General features: G+C 70.6%; 21 protein-coding genes and 1 pseudogene. 7 read left to right on the top strand and 15 right to left on the bottom strand.

The window, feature by feature from the left end; genetic code table 11:
* Nucleotides 1-77: 77 nt before the first annotated feature.
* The 4 genes from IH45_RS0138355 to IH45_RS0138340 all read right to left on the bottom strand — a co-directional run bounded on the left by IH45_RS0138355 (nt 78) and on the right by IH45_RS0138340 (nt 3,996).
* A complete protein-coding gene (locus IH45_RS0138355) occupies nt 78-536 on the bottom strand; it encodes a GNAT family N-acetyltransferase (protein ID WP_030680095.1) in 459 nt (152 codons plus the stop codon).
* A 125-nt stretch (nt 537-661) separates the two neighbouring features.
* Nucleotides 662-1,495 (bottom strand): carbohydrate ABC transporter permease, encoded by an 834-nt coding sequence (locus IH45_RS0138350; protein ID WP_030680092.1) that lies wholly within the window; start codon nt 1,493-1,495, stop codon nt 662-664.
* 186 nt (nt 1,496-1,681) lie between these two features.
* Entirely contained in the window at nt 1,682-2,689 is a 1,008-nt protein-coding gene (locus IH45_RS0138345; protein ID WP_234440837.1) for a carbohydrate ABC transporter permease, read from the bottom strand.
* Between the two features lie 17 nt (nt 2,690-2,706).
* The gene (locus IH45_RS0138340; RefSeq protein ID WP_030680086.1) at nt 2,707-3,996 is read right to left on the bottom strand and encodes an ABC transporter substrate-binding protein; all 1,290 of its coding nucleotides are present in this window, start codon (nt 3,994-3,996) and stop codon (nt 2,707-2,709) included.
* A 312-nt stretch (nt 3,997-4,308) separates the two neighbouring features.
* Here IH45_RS0138340 and IH45_RS0138335 point away from each other — a divergent pair, with 312 nt between their 5' ends.
* The gene (locus IH45_RS0138335; protein ID WP_030680084.1) at nt 4,309-5,067 is read left to right on the top strand and encodes an SDR family NAD(P)-dependent oxidoreductase; all 759 of its coding nucleotides are present in this window, start codon (nt 4,309-4,311) and stop codon (nt 5,065-5,067) included.
* Between the two features lie 173 nt (nt 5,068-5,240).
* Here IH45_RS0138335 and IH45_RS0138330 read toward each other — a convergent pair whose 3' ends face one another.
* Nucleotides 5,241-5,615, bottom strand: a complete 375-nt coding sequence (locus IH45_RS0138330; protein ID WP_030680082.1) for a MerR family transcriptional regulator — start codon at nt 5,613-5,615, stop codon at nt 5,241-5,243.
* Nucleotides 5,616-5,687: 72 nt separating this feature from the next.
* On the opposite strand from IH45_RS0138330, the gene IH45_RS0138325 reads away from it, so the two are divergent.
* From IH45_RS0138325 to IH45_RS0138315, 3 genes are all read left to right on the top strand, one after another.
* Complete coding sequence (locus IH45_RS0138325) at nt 5,688-6,497, top strand: alpha/beta fold hydrolase (RefSeq protein WP_050515477.1); 810 nt, start codon at nt 5,688-5,690, stop codon at nt 6,495-6,497.
* A gap of 35 nt (nt 6,498-6,532) precedes the next feature.
* On the top strand, nt 6,533-7,684 hold the full coding sequence (locus tag IH45_RS0138320) for an MFS transporter (protein WP_030680076.1): 1,152 nt from the start codon (nt 6,533-6,535) through the stop codon (nt 7,682-7,684).
* A 107-nt stretch (nt 7,685-7,791) separates the two neighbouring features.
* A complete protein-coding gene (locus IH45_RS0138315) occupies nt 7,792-8,157 on the top strand; it encodes a putative quinol monooxygenase (protein ID WP_234440836.1) in 366 nt (121 codons plus the stop codon).
* Between the two features lie 22 nt (nt 8,158-8,179).
* Here IH45_RS0138315 and IH45_RS0138310 read toward each other — a convergent pair whose 3' ends face one another.
* Both IH45_RS0138310 and IH45_RS0138305 read right to left on the bottom strand, forming a co-directional pair.
* Complete coding sequence (locus IH45_RS0138310) at nt 8,180-8,362, bottom strand: DUF397 domain-containing protein (protein ID WP_030680069.1); 183 nt, start codon at nt 8,360-8,362, stop codon at nt 8,180-8,182.
* A gap of 3 nt (nt 8,363-8,365) precedes the next feature.
* On the bottom strand, nt 8,366-9,217 hold the full coding sequence (locus tag IH45_RS0138305) for a DUF5753 domain-containing protein (RefSeq protein WP_324607977.1): 852 nt from the start codon (nt 9,215-9,217) through the stop codon (nt 8,366-8,368).
* Between the two features lie 185 nt (nt 9,218-9,402).
* On the opposite strand from IH45_RS0138305, the gene IH45_RS0138300 reads away from it, so the two are divergent.
* The gene (locus tag IH45_RS0138300; RefSeq protein WP_032919146.1) at nt 9,403-9,870 is read left to right on the top strand and encodes an ATP-binding protein; all 468 of its coding nucleotides are present in this window, start codon (nt 9,403-9,405) and stop codon (nt 9,868-9,870) included.
* Here IH45_RS0138300 and IH45_RS0138295 read toward each other — a convergent pair.
* Nucleotides 9,812-10,573, bottom strand: coding sequence for a dioxygenase family protein (locus IH45_RS0138295; RefSeq protein ID WP_030680061.1), 762 nt, complete (start codon nt 10,571-10,573; stop codon nt 9,812-9,814). The two genes, IH45_RS0138300 and IH45_RS0138295, sit on opposite strands and share 59 nt — an antisense overlap.
* A gap of 549 nt (nt 10,574-11,122) precedes the next feature.
* Between IH45_RS0138295 and IH45_RS0138290 the strand changes: the two genes are divergently transcribed.
* Nucleotides 11,123-11,683 (top strand): RICIN domain-containing protein, encoded by a 561-nt coding sequence (locus IH45_RS0138290; protein WP_030680060.1) that lies wholly within the window; start codon nt 11,123-11,125, stop codon nt 11,681-11,683.
* A 284-nt stretch (nt 11,684-11,967) separates the two neighbouring features.
* Here the strand turns inward: IH45_RS0138290 and IH45_RS0138280 are convergent, their stop codons facing one another.
* The 3 genes from IH45_RS0138280 to IH45_RS0138270 all read right to left on the bottom strand — a co-directional run bounded on the left by IH45_RS0138280 (nt 11,968) and on the right by IH45_RS0138270 (nt 15,460).
* Nucleotides 11,968-12,438, bottom strand: coding sequence for a hypothetical protein (locus tag IH45_RS0138280; protein ID WP_030680059.1), 471 nt, complete (start codon nt 12,436-12,438; stop codon nt 11,968-11,970).
* A 246-nt stretch (nt 12,439-12,684) separates the two neighbouring features.
* A complete protein-coding gene (locus IH45_RS0138275) occupies nt 12,685-13,365 on the bottom strand; it encodes a hypothetical protein (protein WP_234440835.1) in 681 nt (226 codons plus the stop codon).
* A 193-nt stretch (nt 13,366-13,558) separates the two neighbouring features.
* Nucleotides 13,559-15,460 (bottom strand): APC family permease, encoded by a 1,902-nt coding sequence (locus IH45_RS0138270; protein WP_030680057.1) that lies wholly within the window; start codon nt 15,458-15,460, stop codon nt 13,559-13,561.
* 405 nt (nt 15,461-15,865) lie between these two features.
* Here IH45_RS0138270 and IH45_RS0138265 point away from each other — a divergent pair, with 405 nt between their 5' ends.
* A complete protein-coding gene (locus IH45_RS0138265) occupies nt 15,866-16,528 on the top strand; it encodes a hypothetical protein (protein ID WP_234440834.1) in 663 nt (220 codons plus the stop codon).
* Nucleotides 16,529-16,573: 45 nt separating this feature from the next.
* Here IH45_RS0138265 and IH45_RS0138260 read toward each other — a convergent pair whose 3' ends face one another.
* From IH45_RS0138260 to IH45_RS0138245, 4 genes and pseudogenes are all read right to left on the bottom strand, one after another.
* The gene (locus IH45_RS0138260; protein ID WP_030680055.1) at nt 16,574-17,512 is read right to left on the bottom strand and encodes an oxidoreductase; all 939 of its coding nucleotides are present in this window, start codon (nt 17,510-17,512) and stop codon (nt 16,574-16,576) included.
* A gap of 140 nt (nt 17,513-17,652) precedes the next feature.
* The gene (gene nirD, locus IH45_RS0138255) at nt 17,653-18,009 is read right to left on the bottom strand and encodes a nitrite reductase small subunit NirD (protein ID WP_030680053.1); all 357 of its coding nucleotides are present in this window, start codon (nt 18,007-18,009) and stop codon (nt 17,653-17,655) included.
* Entirely contained in the window at nt 18,006-20,645 is a 2,640-nt protein-coding gene (nirB, locus tag IH45_RS0138250; protein ID WP_030680050.1) for a nitrite reductase large subunit NirB, read from the bottom strand. Before nirB ends, nirD begins: the two co-directional genes overlap by 4 nt.
* Nucleotides 20,646-20,647: 2 nt before the next feature.
* Nucleotides 20,648-20,914, bottom strand: a pseudogene (locus tag IH45_RS0138245) (NAD(P)/FAD-dependent oxidoreductase); the annotation flags it as partial.

Below are 20,914 nucleotides of genomic sequence, written 5' to 3'. Positions count from 1 at the left end.
CCCCCGCACCACCTCGCCCCCGCCTCAGTTCACCCCAGCCTCAACCCAGCCCAGCCCCTCCTCAACCCAGCCCCGCCTCACCCCAACCTCTTGAACAGATACACGTCCTCATGACCACCCGGTATCCCGGGTACACGGCCCACCACCTCGTACCCCTGCCGCTGGTAGAACCCCGGTGCCTGGAAGGTGTACGAGGACACCGCGGCGCGGTCGCAGCCGCGTCGTATCGCCTCTTCCTCGGCGGCCCGCAGCAGCTTCGCGCCCCAGCCCTGCGCGCGGCTGTCCTCCCGTATCCACAGCAGGTGGATGTCGCACAACCCGCCCCAGGCCCGGGCACTCAGGCCGCCGATCAACTCGCCGTCCGCGTCCGTCACCCGTACCGAGAACTCGGCCTCCTCGGCGTGGTCCGTGGCCGCGGCGTTGAAGGCGTCGAGTCCGTCCTCCAGTTGCTTGACCAGCTCCGGGTCGTGCTCGCCGACGGTGAGGGCGGGAGCGGCGGGGCCCTGGCCCGGTGCCGGCTTCGTCGTATCGCTCATGACCGAGTATCCCCACAGGCGCCATGCGCCCGGCTACCGACTTTCGTCGTCGGTCCACTGAGCTTTCGTCGACGGGTGGTTCTACCGCCCGTTGCCCCCCGCTGCCCGTTGCCCCCGCCCCGCCCTCAGTCGTCGATCCCGGACCGTTCAACTCCCGCCACGATGTATCGCTGCAACAGCACGAAGACGAGCACCAGCGGTGCGATCGAGACCGCCGCGGCGACGAACAGCTCGTGCAGGTTGAGGTTCTGGGCCGTGGTGAACGTGGACAGCGCCACCTGTACCGTCCAGGACTCGCGGTCCTGCCCGATGACCAGCGGCCACAGGAACGCGTTCCACGCCCCGATGAAGACGATCGTGCCGACGGCCGCGAAGACCGGGCGCGAGTTGGGCACCACGATGCGCCAGTACGTACGCCAGTAACCGAGCCCGTCCACCCGCGCCGCGTCCTCCAGCTCCTTCGGGAAGCCCAGGAAGTACTGGCGGAAGATGAAGCAGGCGAAAGCGCTGAACAGGGTGGGGATGATCAGGCCGCGCAGCGTGGAGATCCAGCCGAGCGTCGAGACGAGGACGAAACTGGGGACGAAGGTGACCGCCGCCGGGACCATCAGGGTGCCGAGGATGGCGTAGAAGACGACGTTCGCGTGCCGGTACGGGATGCGCGCCAGCCCGTACCCGGCCAGCGACGCGAGCAGCACAGTGCCGACCGTGGTGGAGACCGCGATCAGCGTGGAGTTCAGCAGCGCCCGCGCCAGCGACAGGTTCGGATCGGCGAAGACTTCGGTCAGGTTCGACCACTGGATGTCGCGCGGGAAGAAGGTCCAGTCGGGGGCGGTGATGTCCTGCTCGGTGGCCAGGCCGTTGCGTACGAGCAGGTAGAAGGGGATGAGGAAGAGGACGGCGAGGATGGTGACGATCACGGCGCGCAGCGCACGCCCGGTGCGTACGCGAGGGTCCACCGGGCGCCCGGCCGCTCGTGTACGCGCTCCACGCGAGCCGCCCGGGCGTGTCGTACCCGATGCCCCCTCGCCCGACCGCGAGCCGCCCGACCGCGCCGTACCCGACGACCCCTCAACCGACCGCGAGCCGCCCGACCACGCCCTACCCAACCGTGCCCCGCCCGTCTTCGAGATGCGCGTCAACGCTCAGTCCTCCTTCCGTCCGAGCCCGAACCAGCGGGCCTGTACGACGGTCGCCACCGCGATGATCAGCGCGAGGATGACCGCGCCGGCGCTCCCCAGTCCCAGGTTCTGCTCCTGGCCGAGCGCGGTGTAGTAGAGGTAGACCAGTGGCGGACGGGCGTACGGCGGGTAGCCGCGCGCGTCGGACATCAGGTTGTAGAACTCGTCGAACGCCTGGAACGCGTTGATCACCAGGAGCAGGACGACGGCGACCGAGGTCGCGCGCAGCTGCGGCAGGGTGATGTGGCGCAGCGTCTGCCAGCCGGGCCGTGCGCCGTCCACCGCCGCGGCCTCGTACAGTCGCGGAGAGATCCGTTGCAGTCCCGCCAGGAACAGAATCATGTAGAAACCGGCCTGGAGCCAAAGCCGTACGGTCACGATCACCAGCCAGTACCAGGGCGGGTCGGACGTGGACAGCCAGGCGGTCTGGTCCGCGCCGAACCACCCCAGCACGGTGTTGGCGAGCCCGAACCGGACCCCGTTGAATATCGACAGCTTCCAGATGAGCGCGGCGACCACGTACGAGCATGCGGTCGGCAGGAAGAAGACCGAGCGGAAGAAGGCCTGGGCGAAGCGCAGCCGGTTGACCATGAGCGCGAGGGCGAGCGACACCACATAGGTCGTCGGCACGATGAAGGCCGTGAACAGCAGGAACGTCCCCAGGCTGCTCAGGAACGCCTGATCGCCCAGCATCGACACGTAGTTGTCCAGCCCGACGAAGTCCGTCGGACTGACCGTGTTGTGGGCATCGAAGAAGCTGAGATAGACACTCCAGGCCAGCGGTACGTACGTGAACAGCGCGAGACCGATCGCGAACGGTCCGACGAATGCCCAGAACCACAAGTTCCGGTTCTGGGGGCCGCGGAAGCGTCGCAGCCCGCCGGCGCTTCCGCCGCCGGCCTCGCCCGCCACGGCACCACCGCGCCGCCTGACCGCCGCCTTCCCGCTCGCCGCCTTCCCGCTCGCCGTCATCCGGCCCACATCCACCTTCACTTCTTCTTCGCCCGCTGCAACTCCGAGTTGACCTTCCGCACGACTGCTTTCAGTTCCGTCTCCGGATTGGCGCCGTCCTTGATGATGTGATTCAGCGCGTCCTGGTAGGCGGTGCGGCTCGGAGTGGTCCAGAGCAGCGGCTCGGCGAAGCCGTGATCGGTGGCGAAGCGCACCGCTTCCGCCGCCGCGCCCTCCTTGAGCTGCTTCGCCTTCTTGGCGAGCGAGATGCGGGCGGGGATGTGGAAGCCGTACGAGAGGGCGAAGTCCTGCTGCTTGTCGGTCCCGTCCACCCACAGCCACTTCACGAACGCTTTCGCCTCCTTCTGATGCTTGCTGCGCGCGCTGACCGCCGAGCCGTACGCGCCCACCGGCACCGTGGGCCGCCCGCCGGCGCCGTCCGCCGGGAACGGCAGGACCCCGAAGTCGTCCCCGACGGCCTTCTTGACCTGCGGCAACGCCCACAGTCCCGACCACTGCATGGCGGTCAGCCCCTGGATGAAGGCCGCCGGGTCGGACCAGTCGGTCGGCGCCCCGAGCAGCAGCGATCCGTCGGCGTACAGCTGCCGGACCTTGCCGAGGACGCGGGCGGCGGCCGGATCGTCGAAGCCGACCTTCCCGTCATCGGTGATCAGACTCAGCCCCGCGGCGAACAGCGGCGTGCCACCCAGCACCGCGGCCCCGCCGTCGTTGCCCAGGAACAGTCCCTTGACCTTGTCCTTCCGGTGGTGCCGGGTAAGCGTCCTGGCCGCCTCCACCAGTTCGTCGACGCTCTGCGGCGGCTGCACCCCCGCCGCCTTGAGCAGGCTCTTCCGGTAGAAGAGCAACTGGGTGTCTATCGTCTGCGGCACCGCCCAGATCTTCCCGTCCCAGATCTTCGGCTTGAGCACGGCCTGATTGAAGTCGTCCTTGACCGACTCGATCTGTTCGGTCATATCCGCGATCTGACCGCCCTTGATCTGGTCCAGCCGCGGCCCGTCGACCTCGAAGATGTCCGGACCGGAGTCCGTCAGCAGCGCGGCGGCGGTCTGCCGGTCGTAGTCGCCGGGCCGCCACTGCACGGTGACCCGCGCCTTGTCGTACGCGGCGGCGTACCGCTTCACGGCCGCCTCGGTACCGGGCTCGCCGTACTGGTGGTACCACTGGCTGAGCGCGGGCCCCGAACCCTGCCCGCCGCGACCGGTGTTGGAGCCGCAAGCCGCCAGTACGCCGGTGAGCGCCGCGCCCCCGGCCGCGGCGATCAGCCGCCGTCTGCCGATACCGAAGCCTGTGCCGCTGCCGCGTGTCATGCCGATCGCCCCCTGCGTGGCTCGTGCGCCGTTACCTGTTGCCTGCCTGGCCGTTCCGTGTGTCCACCGGTGTCGTCCCGCCGCGCACGTGATCGACGATCACCGCCCGCCGCGAGCGCCTACTCTGCCGTACCCGCATGAAGGACGCGTTGCACCTGCGCGAAACCGGCCGGTGACGGCGTCCGTAGGAGTGAGCACCGCACGGCACCCCGGTGTTCCCGCGCGGACCGGCCACCGCGGCAGCCTGGTGTTTCCACACCCAGGTTCAGCACGCACTCCTGCGAATCGGCGCGCGCCCGCACCATCTCTCGTATGAACCGCTTCACGAACAAGACAGTCCTGATCACCGGCGGCACCAGCGGCATGGGGTTCGCCGCCGCGCGCCGGTTCCTCGACGAGGGCGCGTACGTCGTCATCACCGGCCGTGACCAGGCCCGACTCGACGCCGCGGCAGCGCGCCTCGACGCCCCGGACCGCGTCCTGGCCGTCCGCGCCGACGCGGCCTCCCTGCCCGACCTGGACGCGCTCGTACGGGACATCGAAGCCTGGCGCGGCACCCTCGACGCCGTCTTCGCCAACGCGGGCGTCGGCATCTTCAAGCCCAGCGCCGAACTGACCGAGGCGGACTTCGACACCACCGTCGACGTCAACTTCAAGGGCGTCTTCTTCACCGTCCAGAAGGCGTTGCGTCTCATGGACCGCGGCGGCGCCATCGTCCTGAACGCCTCCTGGACCCTCTACCGCGGCATGCCCGTGGCCACGGCCTACTCGGCCACGAAGGCCGCCGTCCACAACCTGGCCCGCACCCTCGGCGCCGACCTGGCGCCCCGCGGCATCCGCGTCAACTCCGTAAGCCCCGGCTACATCGATACGGAGATGTTCCGCGCCGCCAACACGGCCCCCGACGCCGAGGCCCGCCTCGCCGCCGAAGTCCCCCTCCAGGCCGTCGGCCAGGCCGACCAGGTCGCCGCCGCGGTGGCGTTCCTGGCGTCGGAGGACGCGTCGTATGTGACGGGGCAGGACCTGGTGGTGGACGGGGGATTGGTGGGGGCGCGGCCGGTGGAGTCGTGAACGGTGGCGGGGCGATGACGGAGGTAGCGCGAGCAGGCCCGGCCGGCCGGCGCCGTCGGCCTCGGTCAGGCCGCCTGAACCCGGTGCACGGTCAGACCGCCTGAACCCGGCGTACGGTCAGACCGCCTGAACCCGGCGCACGGTCACGTTCCCCCGGCCGCGATCGACTGGGGCTAGCTCGGTGCCCCGGCGCTCTGAAGAGGTGCCGCGGCGATGACGGTGTCGAGCATCGTGCGGGACGCCTGCAACTCCTCGATGGCTTGGGTGATCCGCTCGCTCTCCCGTCGCAGTTGGGCGACCAGATCCGGGCAGGTGGGTACGAGGCGGTCGTCTTCTGCCCGGATGCAGGGAAGAACCTGACCGATCAGGGAGGTCGGGAGCCCGGCTGCCAGCAGACAGCGGATGCGGCGCACCGTCTCGACGTCCGCCTCGCCGTAGATGCGATAGCCGCTCGGCAGGCGCTCCGGCGTCAGCAGTCCCTGCTGCTCGTAGTAGCGCAGCAGCCGCTCATGGACTCCCGTGCGCCGGACCATCTCCTTCATGCGCATGCGGCTCGTACCTCCCCGTGCGCGATGCTCGACTTGACTCTGACACTGATGTCGGAGTTTAGCGTCGGCCACATGATCACCGATTCCTCGCTCACCCCGTCCGACCTCGATGTTCTCGTGCAGGGCAGTGGCCCCGCACTTCTGCTCGCCCACGGTGCCGGTGGCGGCATCCAGGGAAACTTCGGCCTCGTCCTCGACGACCTCGCCCGGGACCACACCCTCGTCGGCCCGCACTATCCGGGAGCGGGCGGTTCCCCCGTGGTCACCGGGCCTCTGGATCTGGACGACCTGGCCGACCAGCTGGTCGCCGCCGCCACCGCGGCGGGCCAGGAGTCGTTCGCCGTGCTCGGGGAGTCGCTCGGCAGCGCCGTGGCCGTACGGATCGCCGCCCGGCATCCCGAGCGGGTCCGGGCACTCGTCCTCACCGCCGGCTTCCCGGTCGCGGACCCCGTCCTGGCTCTGGCCGCCCGGCTCATCAAGGACCTGGCGGGCGCGGGCTTGTGGGAGGACGTGGCACGGCTCGCCTGCCTCTCGTGCCTGTCGCCGACGGACCTGACGAACATCGAGCCGGCCGGCCTCGAAGCGGCGGTCGCCCAAACTCTGGCCGGGATGCCCCCGGGCATGCTCGACCACTTCGACCTGGTGTCCCGCGTGGACGTCCGGCCGGACCTGGAGAAGCTGACCGCGCCCACCCTGGTGATAGCGCCCACCGGCGACCGGCTGGTGCTGCCGGAGAGTTCGTACGACCTGGCGGCGGGCATCCCGGGCGCCAAGCTGATCGAACTGCCCGGCGCGGCGCATATCCTCAACGAGACCGACCGCGCGACGTGGCTGCGCCACGTCCGCGAGTTCCTCGGCGCTCTTCCCGCGGTCTCGGTGTGACCGCTTCGCCCCGCGCGCGACCGGCCCGTCCGCCCATGGCGTCTCGGGCACGGCGCCGGGCCGGACTGGCTGTGCTGGCCACCACGACGTTCGTCGTCGTCACCACCGAGCTGCTGCCGGTCGGCCTGCTGACCTTGATCAGCGACGACCTGCAGATCGCGAGATCACGAGTGGGCCTGCTGGTCACCGTGTATGCCTTCACCGTCGGGCTGACCGCGGCCCCGCTCACCACCTGGACCGCGGGCTGGCCGCGCAAACGCCTCTTCGTCGTGGTGGGTGCGGTCTTCTTCCTGGGGACCGTGCTCTGCGGGCTCGCAGTGAACTACCCGATGCTGGCGATCGGCCGGTTCATCTGCGGCACCGCCCACGGAGTCTTCTGGTCGATCGTCGCCGGGTACGCCGCCGCGCTCACCGGGCCCGAACGCGCCGGCCGCGCGACATCCATCGTCTTCGCGGGAAACTCGGCGGCCCTCGTCCTGGGCGTACCCCTGGGGACCGCTCTCGGCGGAGCCGTAGGGTGGCGCGGCGCCTTCTGCGCCGTGGCGGCCCTCGGTCTCGGGGCACTCGCCGCCGCCCTGTGGTTCCTGCCGGACCTCCCCGAACGCCACCCCTCGCGCTCCGGCAGTCTTGTCGGTGTGCTGCGTCTGCCCGGCCTGAGGCCCGTGGTGGGGGCAACGGCGTTGCTCATCCTGGGGCACTTCACGGTCTACACCTACGTGACGCCCCTGCTGCACGACGTGGGCGCCTTCGGCGAGGCCGCCATCGGCATGCTGCTGGCGTTGTACGGACTGGCCGGCTTCCTGGGTACGTGGTGCGGAGGCGTTCTGGCGGACCGCCGGCCACGGGCGGCCCTGCTCGGCGCCATCGCCCTGATGGCCGTCTCGCTGATCCTGCTCGGCGCGGGCACCCGCCTGCAACCGGTCGCTGTCGCGGCCGTGGCCCTGTGGGGCGTCGCGTTCGCCGCACTACCGGTGACCTTGCAGTCAAGCGTTCTCCGTCTGGGCAGCACCGCCCCCGATGCGGCGTCTTCCTGGTACGTCGCCGCGTTCAACCTGGGCATCGGGGGCGGCGCTCTGTCAGGCGGGCTGCTGGGCACCACCACGGTGGCGGTGCTTCCGTGGGCGGCTCTGGTGGCAGTGGTGCCGGCCGCCGCCCTCGTCGGGATGAGGTCCCGCCCCCTGCCCTGAGCTTGGCCCCTTGGCCCCTGCGAGGTCGACCTAGGCCCCTGCGGGCCCCGAAGAAGCGGAAGCAGAACGGAAGTTGCTGGTCAGGGCGATTGTCAGACCCTTGGTGCATGCTCTTCGTACAGGGCTTTCGCGAGTCGACGGCTTACGGCCCTGCGGCCGTGTCCTGCGCCTGTCCCGAGGAGGAGTCCATGATCATCGTCTCCGGCCAGCTCCACGTCGCCCCCGACGCCCGCGTCGCCTACCTGGCCGGCTGCGACGCGGTGGTCGAACAGGCCCGCAAGTCCCCCGGCTGCCTGGACTACGCCCTCTCGGCCGACCGCCTCGACCCGGGCCGGATCAACGTGTACGAACGCTGGGAGTCCGACGCCGACCTTGAGGCATTCCGGGGCAGCGGTCCGGAGCCGGAGCAGGCGGCGGCGATTCTTGGCGCGGAGGTGAGCAAGTACCGGATATCCGGGGTGGAGGTGGCGTAGGGCGGGCGCCGCACGGGCCGGGTTATGGGTGCGGGAGCAGCATGGTGAGGAAGGCTGTCCAGGCGGCGGGGGTGACGTGGAGGGTGGGGTCCTGCGGGCGCTTGGAGTCACGTATCGCGATGGTGTGGGGGAGGTTGGCTGCCACCTCGACGCATTCGTGTTCGTGATCGCTGTAGCTGGACTTCCGGAAGACGAACTCAGGCATGATTCACAGCTCCTTGCTGACGTTGGAGATGAACGTTCGCGTCTCTTGCTCGTCGAGCGCTTGGCTTGAGATTGTTTCGAACACCTCGTCGTGGCGGGCAGCTTCCTGTCCACCTTCGACCCAAGCCTGGGCATGCAGAGCCTCCATGTAGACCACGTCCATTGCGCCTGGCTCCGCGAACGAGATGATGTTGAAGGCGCATCCCATGCCCAGCTGCGCACCCGCACGGAAGGGCAGAACCCGTACCGATACGTTCGGCTTCTCGGATGACCTGACCAGGTGCGCCAGCTGGTCACCCATTACCTCGGTGCCCCCGACGAGGTTGCGCAGAGCTGCCTCGCAAAGAACTGCGCGCAAGTGGAGCGGGGGCTCCTCGTCGAGACGCCGCTGTCGGGCGAGCCGTCCGGCTACGAAGTGGCGATCCGGGTTGAGCGCTCGTACGTACCCCTCCGTCTGCAAGAGCCCAGGGACGTACGCGATCTGCCACGCCCTGATGGTCGTTGCCGCGCCCTCCAGGGCGACGTACTCCCTCATCGCGGGCGCGACGGGGGCGCTGCTCCACCACCCCTTCGCCTTCCGGCGCTCACGGTCCAGGCGGGCCAGTTCGAGGAGGCCACCGACCGTGTGCGGGTCTCGGGTGCCGTAGAGGTCACAGAGCGCGCGGATGTCGGGGTCGCGGATGGGTACCCAACCGCGTTCCATTTTGGCGACCTTCGCTGTGGAGGCGCTCAGCACCTTTGCGGCCTGGGGCTGCGTCAATCCCGCGGCTGCGCGGAGGGCTAGGAGTTCGCCACCGAGTCTGCGCCCCAGGACGGTTGACGTGCTGTTGCCCTGCATAGCCTGACCTGCTGTCACTTGGCGGCTCCTCTGCGTAATGCGGTCAGTGTGCTGCGTGAGGGCAGGGGACGGCAACCTCGATCGGTGGATATTTCCCAAGGAGAGGTTGAGTGGATCTCGCGAGCGCCATTACCGTCCGTAGCGAACCACTCGCGCAACTGCGCCAGACGGCGCGGTGCTGCTCGTACTCGGAGGTGGCGTCGATGATCTCTCCGCATGACCCCGTGGAAACCGTCCTCTACGAGGACCTGCTCGACTACACGCCGTTCCCCAGGACCGTGCGGCTCGCGCGGTATCGGATGGCCCGGCTGCTCTGGGAGTGGGGGTACGGGCATCTCGTGGACGACGCCGAGTTGGTGCTGGCGGAGCTGCTGACGAACGCGATCGTGCACGGGAAGGTACCCGGGCGGCTCGTGCGGGTGCATCTGACGGTCGGGAAAGAGGTGTTGCGTGTGGCGGTCAGTGATGCGAAGGGGGAAGCCCGGCCGGCGGTACGGGAGCCAGGGATGGACGGCACCGGTGGGTGGGGGCTGCTGCTCGTACAGGAGGTGGCCGTGCGGTGGGGGGTGCGGGACCGGGAGATCGGCAAGACCGTGTGGTGTGAGCTGGACGTCAGGCGGGGGCGGCCGTCGGGGCCGGGCCGCCGAGGACGATGTCCCAGTGGTAGGTGAGAGACATGGGGCGGCCCGGTAGCGGCGGCCCGGGGGCGTACGTGGCGATCAAGCGGCGGCGGGCCGCAGCGTTCGGCGCCGCGTGCAGCACCGAGTCGTACGCCAGGAGCGGGTCGCCCTCGAAGTACATCTGCGTGACAAGGCGTTGCGTGAACGCGCGGCCGAAAAGGGAGAAGTGCAGGTGCGCGGCGCGCCAGGGGTCGCCGGGGGTGCCGAGCGGGTACGGTCCCGGCTTGATCGTGGTGAAGGCGTAGCGGCCGGCGGCGTCGGTGAGGGCGCGGCCCGCACCGGTGAAGTTGGGGTCCAGGGGCGCGTCGTGCTGGTCGCCCTGGTGGGCGTAGCGGCCGGCGGCGTTCGCCTGCCAGAGTTCGATGAGCTGGTGGGGGATCGGGTGCCCCCGGTCGTCCAGGAGGCGGCCGGTCACGGTGATGCGTTCGCCGATCGGGGTGCCCGGGTGCTGGACGGTGAGGTCGCAGTCGAGGGGCGTCACGTCGGTGAGGCCGAAGACCGGGCCGTAAAACTCGGCGCTTTCCGGACCGGTGAGCAGGCGTACCGGCGGGTGGGCGGGGTGGCGAAGAGGGAAGCCCTGGTACGGCGGTGTGGCCGGGTACGGAGCCGGGGCCGTGTCGGGCGCAGCGGCGGAAGCGGGCGCGGGCCTGTCGGCGGGCGCCGGTGTGGGCGCGGGCGTGGGTACGGTCGGCATGGAGACGTTGTCGCACCGGGCGCCGGGGCTCGGCAAGACCGGGGACCTGCTCGTTGTCGGCCACCCCGCGCGTACGTCACGGTTGCCGAGCCCCGGGCGTACGCCTGCGGTGGTTCGGCGCGGGGCAGGCGCTGTTCATATCAGCTGAACCTACGCGCGTGCATGGCGGACGCTTCGGACGAGGGGCATATGCGGGTGTCCGGTGCCAATGGGTGGGCATGCCATGCGTGAGCGAGTTGGTGCGGTGAACGGCCGGGCGACCGCGTCGCTTCGCGGGGGAAGAGACGGCGAGTAGCGCCGTCGGCGCCGGGCAGGCCGTCCGGTGATCCTCGCCGTCGCAACAAGTGGTTGCGGCGTCCCCGCCCCGCGTAAGGCCGCCCTCGTAGTGCCATGTGCCACGCACCGCGGATCTCCGTGCCGGTTTCCGTAGCGGCCTCCGTATCGATCTCGATCTCCGTACCGGACGGGCGTGCGCAGGCCCATGGGCCGGACCGCCGCCACCCTCGCCCGCCAGCTCCTCTCACGTGCCGACCAGGAAAGGGCATCGCCATGTACCCCAACACCCTCGACACTTTCGTCGCCTCCGTGAAGCACCAGCGCGAGATGATGATCATCCACCGGGTGACAGGCGGCTATCTCACGCACAACGGTGACCTCCAGATCGAGACCGATCCCGTCGAGAACATCGACAACAAGCGGCACCTGTGGGTGGCCCACCTGGTGGGCTACTACAAGAACAACACCATCTACAGCTTCGAGAACAAGCGGGAGGGCAAGCGGCTGGCGGTCAATCCCAACGCTCTTCGGGACGGCATGCGCTTCACGGACCCGCAGGACCCGAAGACCCCGAACAACAAGGAGATGGAGGCGCAGCGGTTCTACGTGCTGCCGATGTGCAACGGTGGTTACTCCATTGTGCCGTTCCTCGCCTCGGACCTGGCGCTGACACCGATGGGAAATCACCCGCAGACCGGATGCGACCGCATGCTGCCGCACTGGGGCGGGCAGTCCTCGGACAATTCCGCACATGACTTCGTGCGCGCGCCCGACCAGCCCGAACGGGAGGATCCCACGGAACAGGAGCTCCAGCCCCCCGGTTCCGGAAAATAAGGGGCGGAAACCGGAACTACGCCCGCACGCCACCACCCGACGGTGAAACACGGTGAACATGCGCCTGTGGCGGGAAACCGGCGTGCCGGCGTAGCTGCCGGGGTGCGATCCTACTTACGGGCCCGCCAGACTACGGCGGTAGTCATGCTTGAGCTGATTATCAAGAGAATGCCGATGATGATGGACCAGGTGTCGCCCTGCCATATGGCAAGCCCTGTCGTCACGAGCCCGCCAGCCAGCGCGATGGCGGCGAGTATCCGTCCGAGAAGCATGAACAACGGCCCCTAGAAGCAGTGATCGGCGACGCCCTTGGCCGCCGCCGACGTCCCGGTGAGAAGACCCCAGGTGGCCGCCAGTGACGCCCCACCGGTTTGCAGGCCGCCTGCGCCGCTGGCAGCGACACCGAGGCCGCCCCCGACGGCTTCCACGCCGTCCATGAAGCAGGTCCAGTCCATGCGTGTAGTCACCTGGCCCGGCTTCGCCGGCCGGACCACGACACCCTCGATCGTGGAACCCTTCACGTCGGAGACCTTCTGCGTGAGCCGGTTGCCCTTGAGGGTCCAGATGGCCTTGTGGACGTGCCCGGCCTTGTCCTTGATATCGAGCCGCGTCATACCGCCGACGACCTTTCCGTCGGCGTTGATTATCCGGAGGCCGGGGCCGGTGACGACCGCGTGGTCGCCCTTGGGCAGCTTGAGCGTGAACGTGGAGGTGGCCGCGAACTTCGTCACCGCTGGACGCAGGCCGATACGCATAAACACTTACACCTTTCCCATACTCCTGTCCCCATGGCAGGGACATACCCACCCTCGTTGGCGAAAAGGGCCGACCCATATGGCGCCGGTCACAAAGATACTTAAACGCCCAGTCAAGATCGTTTCGGTGGGGAGTAAATTCGCCGATCTGCTGACGGGGCGACCTTCAATGGCGGGCGGAAGGCCTGGCGTTGGGATATCGTTCGGCGCGCTCATCCGCCGTACGAGCCGCGCCCCAAAACCGAGTCAGATCGAAACCTCACGAGGGCCGGAAGCTTCACCGAGTCGCTCGGCGAGCGCATCGCGGTGCTCCGGCCGGGCCAGGACGGACATGGCCGCTTCCTGCCTGCGGTGGAGCGCTTCGACGTCGCGTCGCATGGTGCGGAGGAGGGCGCGCATGCGTAACCGGGCCTGCCACGGGTGCCACAAGGCCCTGAGCAGATGCTGGGCCGTCGCTTGCCGATATTCCTCGCTCTGCCGCATGAGTTCTCCGAGCGAATCCCCCAGGACACCTCCGAGGCGGTGGTCGAGCAAGGCGATGATGTCGCATTGCAGGGCACGTTCCTCGCCCCCTCCGGCGAAGTCGAGGAGCCTACGGGGGACACCGGCCGAGAGCGCGGCCACCACGAGGCCGGCGATCGCCTCCTGCTGGGCCGGCGCGACGTCGTGGCCGTCTCGCGTGACGCCCATGACGCCGAAACGGGCCGTGGCCGGCGGGGATGTCTCGCCCAGGTGACGCGGCCCGCTCCCGGCCTGGGCGGGCGCGATGCCGCACAGCGTGTCGCGCACCGCCGTGACACGGAGAAGTTGCTGCATGACCGCCGCGCGCAGCTGCCGGCGCTCCTGGTTCCGGGACAGGTGGTTGGTCACCGCGGCGCCGATGATTCCGCCGGCCGTCGTGTAGGCCAGGTCGATCCAACCGGGCATGGAAGTCACCTCACGGACCGGGAACTGGCAGGCACGCACGCTGAAGCGGTCCGAGCGTATGCGGGATGCCGAGGCCAGGGAAGGCTGGGACCCAGCGGGGCGCAAGAGGTGTGTGACCGGCCAACCGGCCAACCGGCTAACCGGCTGACCGGCTGACCGGCTGACCGGCTAACCAACGCATCCCGTGCGCCCCCTACCCCGACAACCGAATCCGCAACCGGCAGATCGTCGCGTCCGTCGTGCGGCGTACCGCGTGGGCGACGACCGCGCCGCGCTGGTTCTGGAGGAGGCGCTGCCACAGGTGGGCGGGTTCGACCTCGGGGATGAGGACCGTGACGCGGGTATGGGGGTGCCGGTCGCGGAGTTCGCGTACGTACGCGGCGACCGGGCGGCCCACCGTGCGGCTGGCGGAGGGCAGTTCGAGGAGGTCGACGCCGGGGTTCCACAGTTCCCAGTCGCGGCGCAGGGACTCCGCCGCGCGGCGGTCCTCGGGGGCGGCGTACGTGACGGTGACGGCCACCACCTCGTCGCCGAGCGAGACCGCCGCGTTCAGCGCCTCGCAGGTGAGCTTGGACAGGTGGGAGACGGGGACGACGACCAGCGAGCGGTCGCGGTGCGGGGGTTCGGGGATCCGGCCGAGGTGCAGCCGGTCCGCGATCCGGCCGTACGCCCGGTGGACCGCGCCGAAGCCGAGGACGAGGGCGGGCAGCGCGATGACGATCAGCCAGGCGCCCTCGGTGAACTTCGTGGCCGTGACGATGACCGCCGAGACACCGGTCAGCAGCGCGCCGAAACCGTTCAGCACGGCCTTGCCGTGCCACCCGGCGGATCGTTCCTGCCGCCAGTGCCGGACCATGCCCACCTGGCAGATGGTGAATCCGACGAACACGCCGATGGCGAAGAGCGGGACCAGGGTGTTCACGTCGCCGCCGGACAGGACGAGGAGTACGGCGGCGACGGCGGCCAGCGCCAGGACGCCGTGCCGGTGCACCTGCCGGTCGGCCTTGAGGCCGAAGACGTGCGGCAGGTAGTTGTCGCGGGCCAGCAGGCTCATCAGGACGGGCAGTCCGCCGAACGACGTGTTGGCGGCCAGCGCGAGCAGCACCATGGTGGCGAACTGGACGACGTAGAACGCCCAGTTGTGGCCTAGGGACGCGTCCGCGAGCTGTGCGAGGACGGTGACGCCCTCGACCGGCTGGAGGTGGAAGCGTCCGATGAGCACCGACAGGCCGATCAGCATCACGCCGAGCAGGGCGCCCAGGGCGACCTCGGTGCGCTGGGCGCGCTTGACGGCGGGCGCGCGGAAGGACGGTACGGCGTTGGCCACCGCCTCGACGCCGGTCAGCGCCGAGCATCCGGCGGCGAACGCCTTCAGGAGCAGGAGCGCGCCGACGGAGGTGACGTTGCCGGACAGGACGGAGGCGTGGCCGTCGGCCGAGAGTGTGGAGGCGGGCGCGTCGCGGAAGAGGCCGACCGCGACGACGGCGAGGATCGAGCCCACGAAGACGGCGGTGGGCAGGATGAACACCTTCGCCGTGTCGACGATGCCGCGCAGGTTCACACCGGTCACCAGGGCGAGCACCGCCAGGCACAGCCACAGCCGCTGGCCGTACAGCGCCGGGAAAGCGGAGGTCAGCGCGGCGATGCCGGCCGTCACGGACACGGCGACGTTCAGGACGTAGTCGAGGATGAGGGAGGCCGCGGCGACCAGGGCCGTACGGCGTCCGAGGTGGGCCTTGGCGACGGCGTACGAGCCGCCGCCGTTCGGGAACGCCGCGATCACCTGGCGGTACGAGGCGACCAGGACCGCGAGCAGCGCCGCGATGCCGAGGGTGACCGGGAGGGTGCAGCCGAGGCCGTACGCGCCGGCGGCGGCCAGCACCAGGACGACCGACTCGGGCCCGTACGCGACCGACGCCATCGCGTCGAGGGAGAGGGCGGCGAGGCCCTGCACGGAGGTCAGGCGGTGCCGGGCGTCCGGCTCGGGAGCCGGGGCGGACGGCGGCGCGCTCAGCGGGGAGCTGTGGCCAGGGGCTCCGGTATCCGGCGGCCTGTGGCCCGCGGCCCGGCCCGTGGGCTTCCACACCATCGACATCTTTCGCCGTACCTCCGTGCGCTGCGGGAAGAGAACCCTGATCGGGAAGAGAACCCTGGTCGGAACGAGTCCCCTGGTCGGGACGAGATCGCCGGTCGGGTGGAGAACTCCGGTGACAGGGCCAGCCCAGCGTGCGTGCCGGTGTGTACGGACGCGCCGGTTCTTGGCGTGGCCTTTGCGGGTGGTCCGGGCATCTTCACGGGTTCTTGATGCCCGGTGGGGGCGGGCCGACGCGGGTGGGTGGCCCCAGCACCGGGTGGGCGGGGCACCGGGCGGCGGCATGGCCGGAACCGGTACGAACGGAGGGCACGCGTCTCGTCAGCGCTGCGTAAAGGTTCGTCGTACCGCCATCAGTGCCGCATCAACATCCCCACGGTCCGGGCGCCGCGGTCCTAGCCTCGCGCCATGGGACGGCGAGGCGAAAGCGGGGCCGGGTCCACGGCCCACGGCGAGGGCGGCGAAGACGACTGGGACGCCGGCGCGGGCGCCGGCGCGCGGCGGGACCGGGAGGTGCGCGATGGACGGTATACGCGGGAGGGGTACGCCCTTCCACCCCCGGTGTACGGCCCGGCGGCGTACCGGGACCGCCGCTGGGCGCGCGAACTGCGCGCGGCGGCCTGCGGTACGGCCACGGTGCTCGCCATCATGCTCGCCGTCGACCTGGCCGCACACACCATCGACCCGCTCCGCGCGGCCTGCTGGACGGCCCTCGCGGTGGTGCTCTTCGCGGCGCTCTTCCCGGCACGGGTGACCGCCGGCGCGGACTGGCTCGCCGTACGCGGGCTGCTGTGCGAGCACCGCGTCCGCACCGACCTGCTGGTCCTCGTACACCGCAGTGACGGAATGGCGCCCCGGCTGGTCCTGCGCGACATCATGGACAACCGCGTGGAAATCGACCCCAAGGCCCTCACCGGCAACCCGGTCCTGTGGCACCTGCTGGACACCGGCGCCCGGCTCTCCCGCGAGCGCGGGCTGCTGCGTTCGGGCAACGAGGTGCTGCGGGCGCTGGGCGAACGCATCGACGGGGACGGGGCTCGGGGGGTGTTCGAGGCGTCGGGGTTGAGGTGACGGGCGGGGAGGGGGGAGAGGCAGGTCTGCCCGCGCCCTCTTCGCTCAGCCCCCCACCCCGCCGAAGTCATACGTCACACCCGTGAGCTCCTCCGACGCCGCCCACAGCCGTTCGCCGGTCGCGTCATCCGTCGTCCACGGGGCGCGGAACGACGTCGCGGGCCCGCCGCGCACGGCGCCCCGCGGGCCGAGGAAGGCGTCCGGCTTCATGTGCGGGGCGGTGGCGGCGCACAGCGTGGGCAGCGCGCCGGACTCGGCGGGCTGCGCGACGACGCGGTTCAGCAGCGTCACGGCACGCTCGGCACGGGTACGGCCCTCCATCCGTACGCCGGCGGTCTGGAGGTTGGTGTCGGCGTACCCCGGATGCGCGGCGACCGCCAGGACCCGCGAACCGGCCCGCGCGAGGCGGCGCGACAGCTCGTGGGTGAAGAGCAGGTTGGCGCTCTTGGAACGGCCGTAGGCGATCCAGCGGTGGTACCCGCGCTCGCTGTTCAGGTCGCTCAGCTTCACGTTGGCCAGCGCGTGGAAGCCGCTGGAGACGGTGACGACGCGCGCGCCCGGCGTACCGAGGAGCTTGGGCAGGAGGAGGCCGGTGAGCGCGAAGTGACCGAGGTGGTTCGTCCCGAACTGCATCTCGAAGCCGTCGGCGGTCTGGCGCTGCGGCAGCGCCATGACACCGGCGTTGTTGATGAGCAGGTCCAGACGGTCCCCGTCGAAGTCGTCGAGCGCGGCCGCGAAGGCCCGTACGGACGCCAGGTCCGCCAGGTCCAGCTGCCGGAACTCGGCCTCCGCGGCCGGCACTTCGGACCGCAGCCGGGCGAGCGCCGTATGGCCACGCGACTCGTCACGGCAGGCCAGCACGACCCGGGCGCCCCGGCGGGCGAGCTCGCGGGCGGTGACATAGCCGATACCGCTGTTGGCCCCGGTGACGACCGCCGAACGGCCCGTCTGGTCGGGGATATGGCTCGTGTTCCAACGCGTCACGCCTGCTGCGCTCCTTCGTCGGGGCATCGGGGGCACCAGAGTACGCCGAGGCCGGGCGGGGTCGCGGTCGCCGGAATCCCTGTGCGTGGCCGACGGGCAGCGCCGTCCCCCGGACGCGGGAACAGCGGGGCGTGACCCGGTCAGTTGATCTCCCGTACCCGGTAGACGGGCACCGATACCGCCGGGTCGTCCAGGCAGGTGCCCGTTTCGAGGTCGAAGCGCTGTTTGAGGAGGGGGGAGGCCACGAAGGGGCGGCCGTCCGCAGAGCCGGTCAGGCCGCGGGAGAGGACGTAGGCGCCGGTGAACGGGTCGCGGTTGTCGATGGCGTACGGGCGGCCCGCGCGGTCCAGGAACAGGGCCACCTGGCCGCCGTCGGGGAGGAGTGCGGCGACGCCGCGGCCGGGGGTGAGGGCGGAGCGGTCGCACACCGGGAGCCAGTGGCTGTCCTCCTGGTGGTCGGGTCGCTGTTCCGTCGGGAGCGATACGGCGAGTGTCATCGGGTGGCGGTCCCTTCCAGGGTGCGGGTGCCGGAGGCGGTCGGTGCGTCGGCCAGCGTGCGTACGGGGAGCGTCGGGCCGGACAGCAGGGGAAGGTCCGGTTTGATCTGGTCGCGTTCGGGGACGAAGCGGACGGCCGGGTCGGGGGCTCCGGGGGCGTTGACGAAGGAGACGAAGCGGGCGAGGCGGTCGGGGTCGGCGAGGGTGTCGGCCCATTCGTCGCGGTAGGCCGAGACGTGCGCGGCCATCAGGGACTCCAGTTCGCCGCAGAGGCCGAGGGAGTCGTGGACGACCACGTCGCGTACGTGGTCGAGACCGCCCTCGATGCGCTCCAGCCAGGCGGAGGTGCGCTCCAGGCGGTCGGCGGTGCGGATGTAGAACATCAGGAAGCGGTCGATCAGGCGGATCAGTTCGGCGTCGGAGAGGTCCTGGGCGAGCAGGTCGGCGTGGCGCGGGTCGGCGCCGCCGTTGCCGCCGACGTAGAGGTTCCAGCCGTTGGAGGTGGCGATGACGCCGAAGTCCTTGCCGCGGGCCTCGGCGCACTCCCGCGCGCAGCCGGAGACGGCCGACTTGAGTTTGTGCGGGGAGCGCAGGCCCCGGTAGCGCAGTTCCAGGTCGATGGCCATACGGACGGAGTCCTGGACGCCGTAGCGGCACCAGGTCTGTCCTACGCACGACTTCACGGTGCGCAGGGCTTTGCCGTACGCGTGGCCGGATTCGAAGCCGGCGTCGACCAGACGGGCCCAGATGCGCGGGAGCTGGTCCACGCGGGCGCCGAACAGGTCGATGCGCTGGCCGCCGGTGATCTTCGTGTAGAGGCCGAAGTCGCGGGCCACCTCGCCGATGGTGATGAGTTTCTCCGGAGTGATCTCGCCGCCGGGGATGCGCGGCACGACCGAGTACGAGCCGTTGCGCTGGAGGTTGGCGAGGAAGTGGTCGTTGGTGTCCTGGAGGGCGGACTGCTCGCCGTCCAGGACGTAGCCGTCGGCACCGACCGTGGGGGCGAGGCTGGCGATGATCGAGGCCACCGTCGGCTTGCAGGTCTCGCAGCCGTCGCCGCCGCGCGCCTCCGCCCGGCCGTGGCCGTCCAGCAGCTCGGCGTACGAGGTGAGGCGGCGGGTGCGGACGATCTCGTACAGCTCGGCGCGGGTGTGCGGGAAACAGCCGCACAGGCCCTGGTCGACCACCACGCCGCCGGCCGTCAGCTCGTCGTTGACCAGGGTGGTCAGCGCCTTGACGCAACTGCCGCAGCCGGTGCCCGCCTTGGTGCACTTCTTCACCTCGGGCACGGTGGTGCAGGAGTGCTCGGAGACCGCGGAGCGGATGGTGCCCTTGGTGACGTTGTGGCAGTTGCAGATCACCGCGTCGTCGGGGAGCGCGGCGGGTCCGAGGGCGCCGGCGGGTGCGCCGGCGCCCGCGGGGAGCACGAGCTGTTCGGGGGCGAGCGGCGGCACGGTGCCGGTGAGCGGGCGCAGCAGGCCGTACGACTCGGCGTCGCCGACCAGCACACCGCCGAGCAGTTCGCCGTCCGCGCCGATGACCAGCTTCTTGTAGACCCCGGAGCGGGAGTCGGCGTAGACGACGTCGAGGCAGCCGGGGGTGGCGCCGTGCGCGTCGCCGAAGGAAGCCACGTCCACGCCGAGGAGTTTGAGCTTGGTGGAGGTGTCGGCGCCGGTGAAGGCGGCGGCCTCATGGTCACCGGCGATGGTGGCCGCTGCCGTCGCGGCCATCTCGTAACCGGGCGCCACCAGGCCGTAGACCTTGCCGTCGGCGGCCAGCGCGCACTCGCCGATCGCGTACACGGCGGGGTCCTCGGTACGGCACCGCTCGTCCACGACGATGCCGCCGCGCTCGCCCACCGCCAGCCCGCAGTCGCGGGCGAGCTGGTCGCGCGGGCGCACCCCCGCCGAGAAGATCACCAGGTCGGTCTCGACGCGCGAGCCGTCGGACAGTTCCATGGCCCGTACGGCCCCGTCCCCGCCCGCGACGATCTCCTTGCCGCCGACGCCCGTGTGGACGTCGATGTCCATCTCCTCGACGGTACGGCGCAGCGCGCTGCCGCCGCCCTCGTCCACCTGCACCGCCATCAGCCGCGGCTGGAATTCCACGATGCGGGTCCGCAGCCCGAGCCCCTTGAGGGCACCGGCCGCCTCCAGGCCGAGCAGGCCGCCGCCGACGACCGTGCCGGTGCGGCAGTTCTTGGCGTACTCCTCGATGGCGAGCAGGTCCTCGACGGTCCGGTAGACGAAGCAGCCCGCGCTGTCGGCGCCGGGCACCGGCGGCACGAACGGGTACGAGCCGGTGGCCAGGACGAGCGTGTCGTACGCGACCGTCAGGCCGGAGCGGGCGGTGACGGTGCGCGCCGCGCGGTCGATGGCGGTGGCCGGGTCGCCGAGGTGCAGTTCGATGCCGTGCCGGGCCATGAAATCCGGGTCGATCAGGGACAGGTCCTCCGGTGTGCGGCCGGAGAAGTACGAGGTGAGCTGGACCCGGTCGTACGCGGGGCGCGGCTCCTCGCACAGCACGACCACCCGGGCCCGCTCGGTCACGCCGCGGTCGGCGAGGGCTTCGAGGAAGCGCTGGCCGACCATGCCGTGGCCGATGAGCACGAGGGTGGGAACGGCGGTTGCGGCCATGGTCAGGAGCCTCCGTCGGGGTGGGAAGGGGTGGCGGTATCGGTGGTGAGGAGGTGCAGGAGGGGGGCCGTCGGCGGGAGCGGGTCGTCGGCTTCCCAGGTACGCGCGAGGGTGCCGACGGCGTCCAGGTCGCCGAGGAGGATGCCGCCGACGAGCCGGTCGCCGCGGACGATGACCTTGCGGTAGGCGCTGCGGGTGGCGTCGGACAGGTGGATCACGTCGTCGCCGGGGCCGGGGGAGGGGGTGCCGAAGGCAGCCAGGTCGAGGGG

Source organism: Streptomyces rimosus subsp. rimosus, from assembly GCF_000720725.1.
GTDB lineage: Bacteria > Actinomycetota > Actinomycetes > Streptomycetales > Streptomycetaceae > Streptomyces > Streptomyces rimosus_A.
The sequence above is the reverse complement of the archived record's forward strand: the minus strand, read 5'-3'. Positions and strand labels throughout refer to the sequence as shown.

Bases quoted from the DNA above. Each gene is read 5' to 3' on its own strand.
- IH45_RS0138355 (WP_030680095.1), bottom strand. From the start codon at position 536: ATGAGCGATACGACGAAGCCGGCACCGGGCCAGGGCCCCGCCGCTCCC.
- IH45_RS0138345 (WP_234440837.1), bottom strand. From the start codon at position 2,689: ATGACGGCGAGCGGGAAGGCGGCGAGCGGGAAGGCGGCGGTCAGGCGG.
- IH45_RS0138340 (WP_030680086.1), bottom strand. From the start codon at position 3,996: ATGACACGCGGCAGCGGCACAGGCTTCGGTATCGGCAGACGGCGGCTG.
- IH45_RS0138335 (WP_030680084.1), top strand. From the start codon at position 4,309: ATGAACCGCTTCACGAACAAGACAGTCCTGATCACCGGCGGCACCAGC.
- IH45_RS0138330 (WP_030680082.1), bottom strand. From the start codon at position 5,615: ATGCGCATGAAGGAGATGGTCCGGCGCACGGGAGTCCATGAGCGGCTG.
- IH45_RS0138325 (WP_050515477.1), top strand. From the start codon at position 5,688: ATGATCACCGATTCCTCGCTCACCCCGTCCGACCTCGATGTTCTCGTG.
- IH45_RS0138320 (WP_030680076.1), top strand. From the start codon at position 6,533: ATGGCGTCTCGGGCACGGCGCCGGGCCGGACTGGCTGTGCTGGCCACC.
- IH45_RS0138315 (WP_234440836.1), top strand. From the start codon at position 7,792: ATGCTCTTCGTACAGGGCTTTCGCGAGTCGACGGCTTACGGCCCTGCG.
- IH45_RS0138310 (WP_030680069.1), bottom strand. From the start codon at position 8,362: ATGCCTGAGTTCGTCTTCCGGAAGTCCAGCTACAGCGATCACGAACAC.
- IH45_RS0138300 (WP_032919146.1), top strand. From the start codon at position 9,403: ATGATCTCTCCGCATGACCCCGTGGAAACCGTCCTCTACGAGGACCTG.
- IH45_RS0138295 (WP_030680061.1), bottom strand. From the start codon at position 10,573: ATGCCGACCGTACCCACGCCCGCGCCCACACCGGCGCCCGCCGACAGG.
- IH45_RS0138290 (WP_030680060.1), top strand. From the start codon at position 11,123: ATGTACCCCAACACCCTCGACACTTTCGTCGCCTCCGTGAAGCACCAG.
- IH45_RS0138280 (WP_030680059.1), bottom strand. From the start codon at position 12,438: ATGCGTATCGGCCTGCGTCCAGCGGTGACGAAGTTCGCGGCCACCTCC.
- IH45_RS0138275 (WP_234440835.1), bottom strand. From the start codon at position 13,365: ATGCCCGGTTGGATCGACCTGGCCTACACGACGGCCGGCGGAATCATC.
- IH45_RS0138270 (WP_030680057.1), bottom strand. From the start codon at position 15,460: ATGTCGATGGTGTGGAAGCCCACGGGCCGGGCCGCGGGCCACAGGCCG.
- IH45_RS0138265 (WP_234440834.1), top strand. From the start codon at position 15,866: ATGGGACGGCGAGGCGAAAGCGGGGCCGGGTCCACGGCCCACGGCGAG.
- nirD (WP_030680053.1), bottom strand. From the start codon at position 18,009: ATGACACTCGCCGTATCGCTCCCGACGGAACAGCGACCCGACCACCAG.
- nirB (WP_030680050.1), bottom strand. From the start codon at position 20,645: ATGGCCGCAACCGCCGTTCCCACCCTCGTGCTCATCGGCCACGGCATG.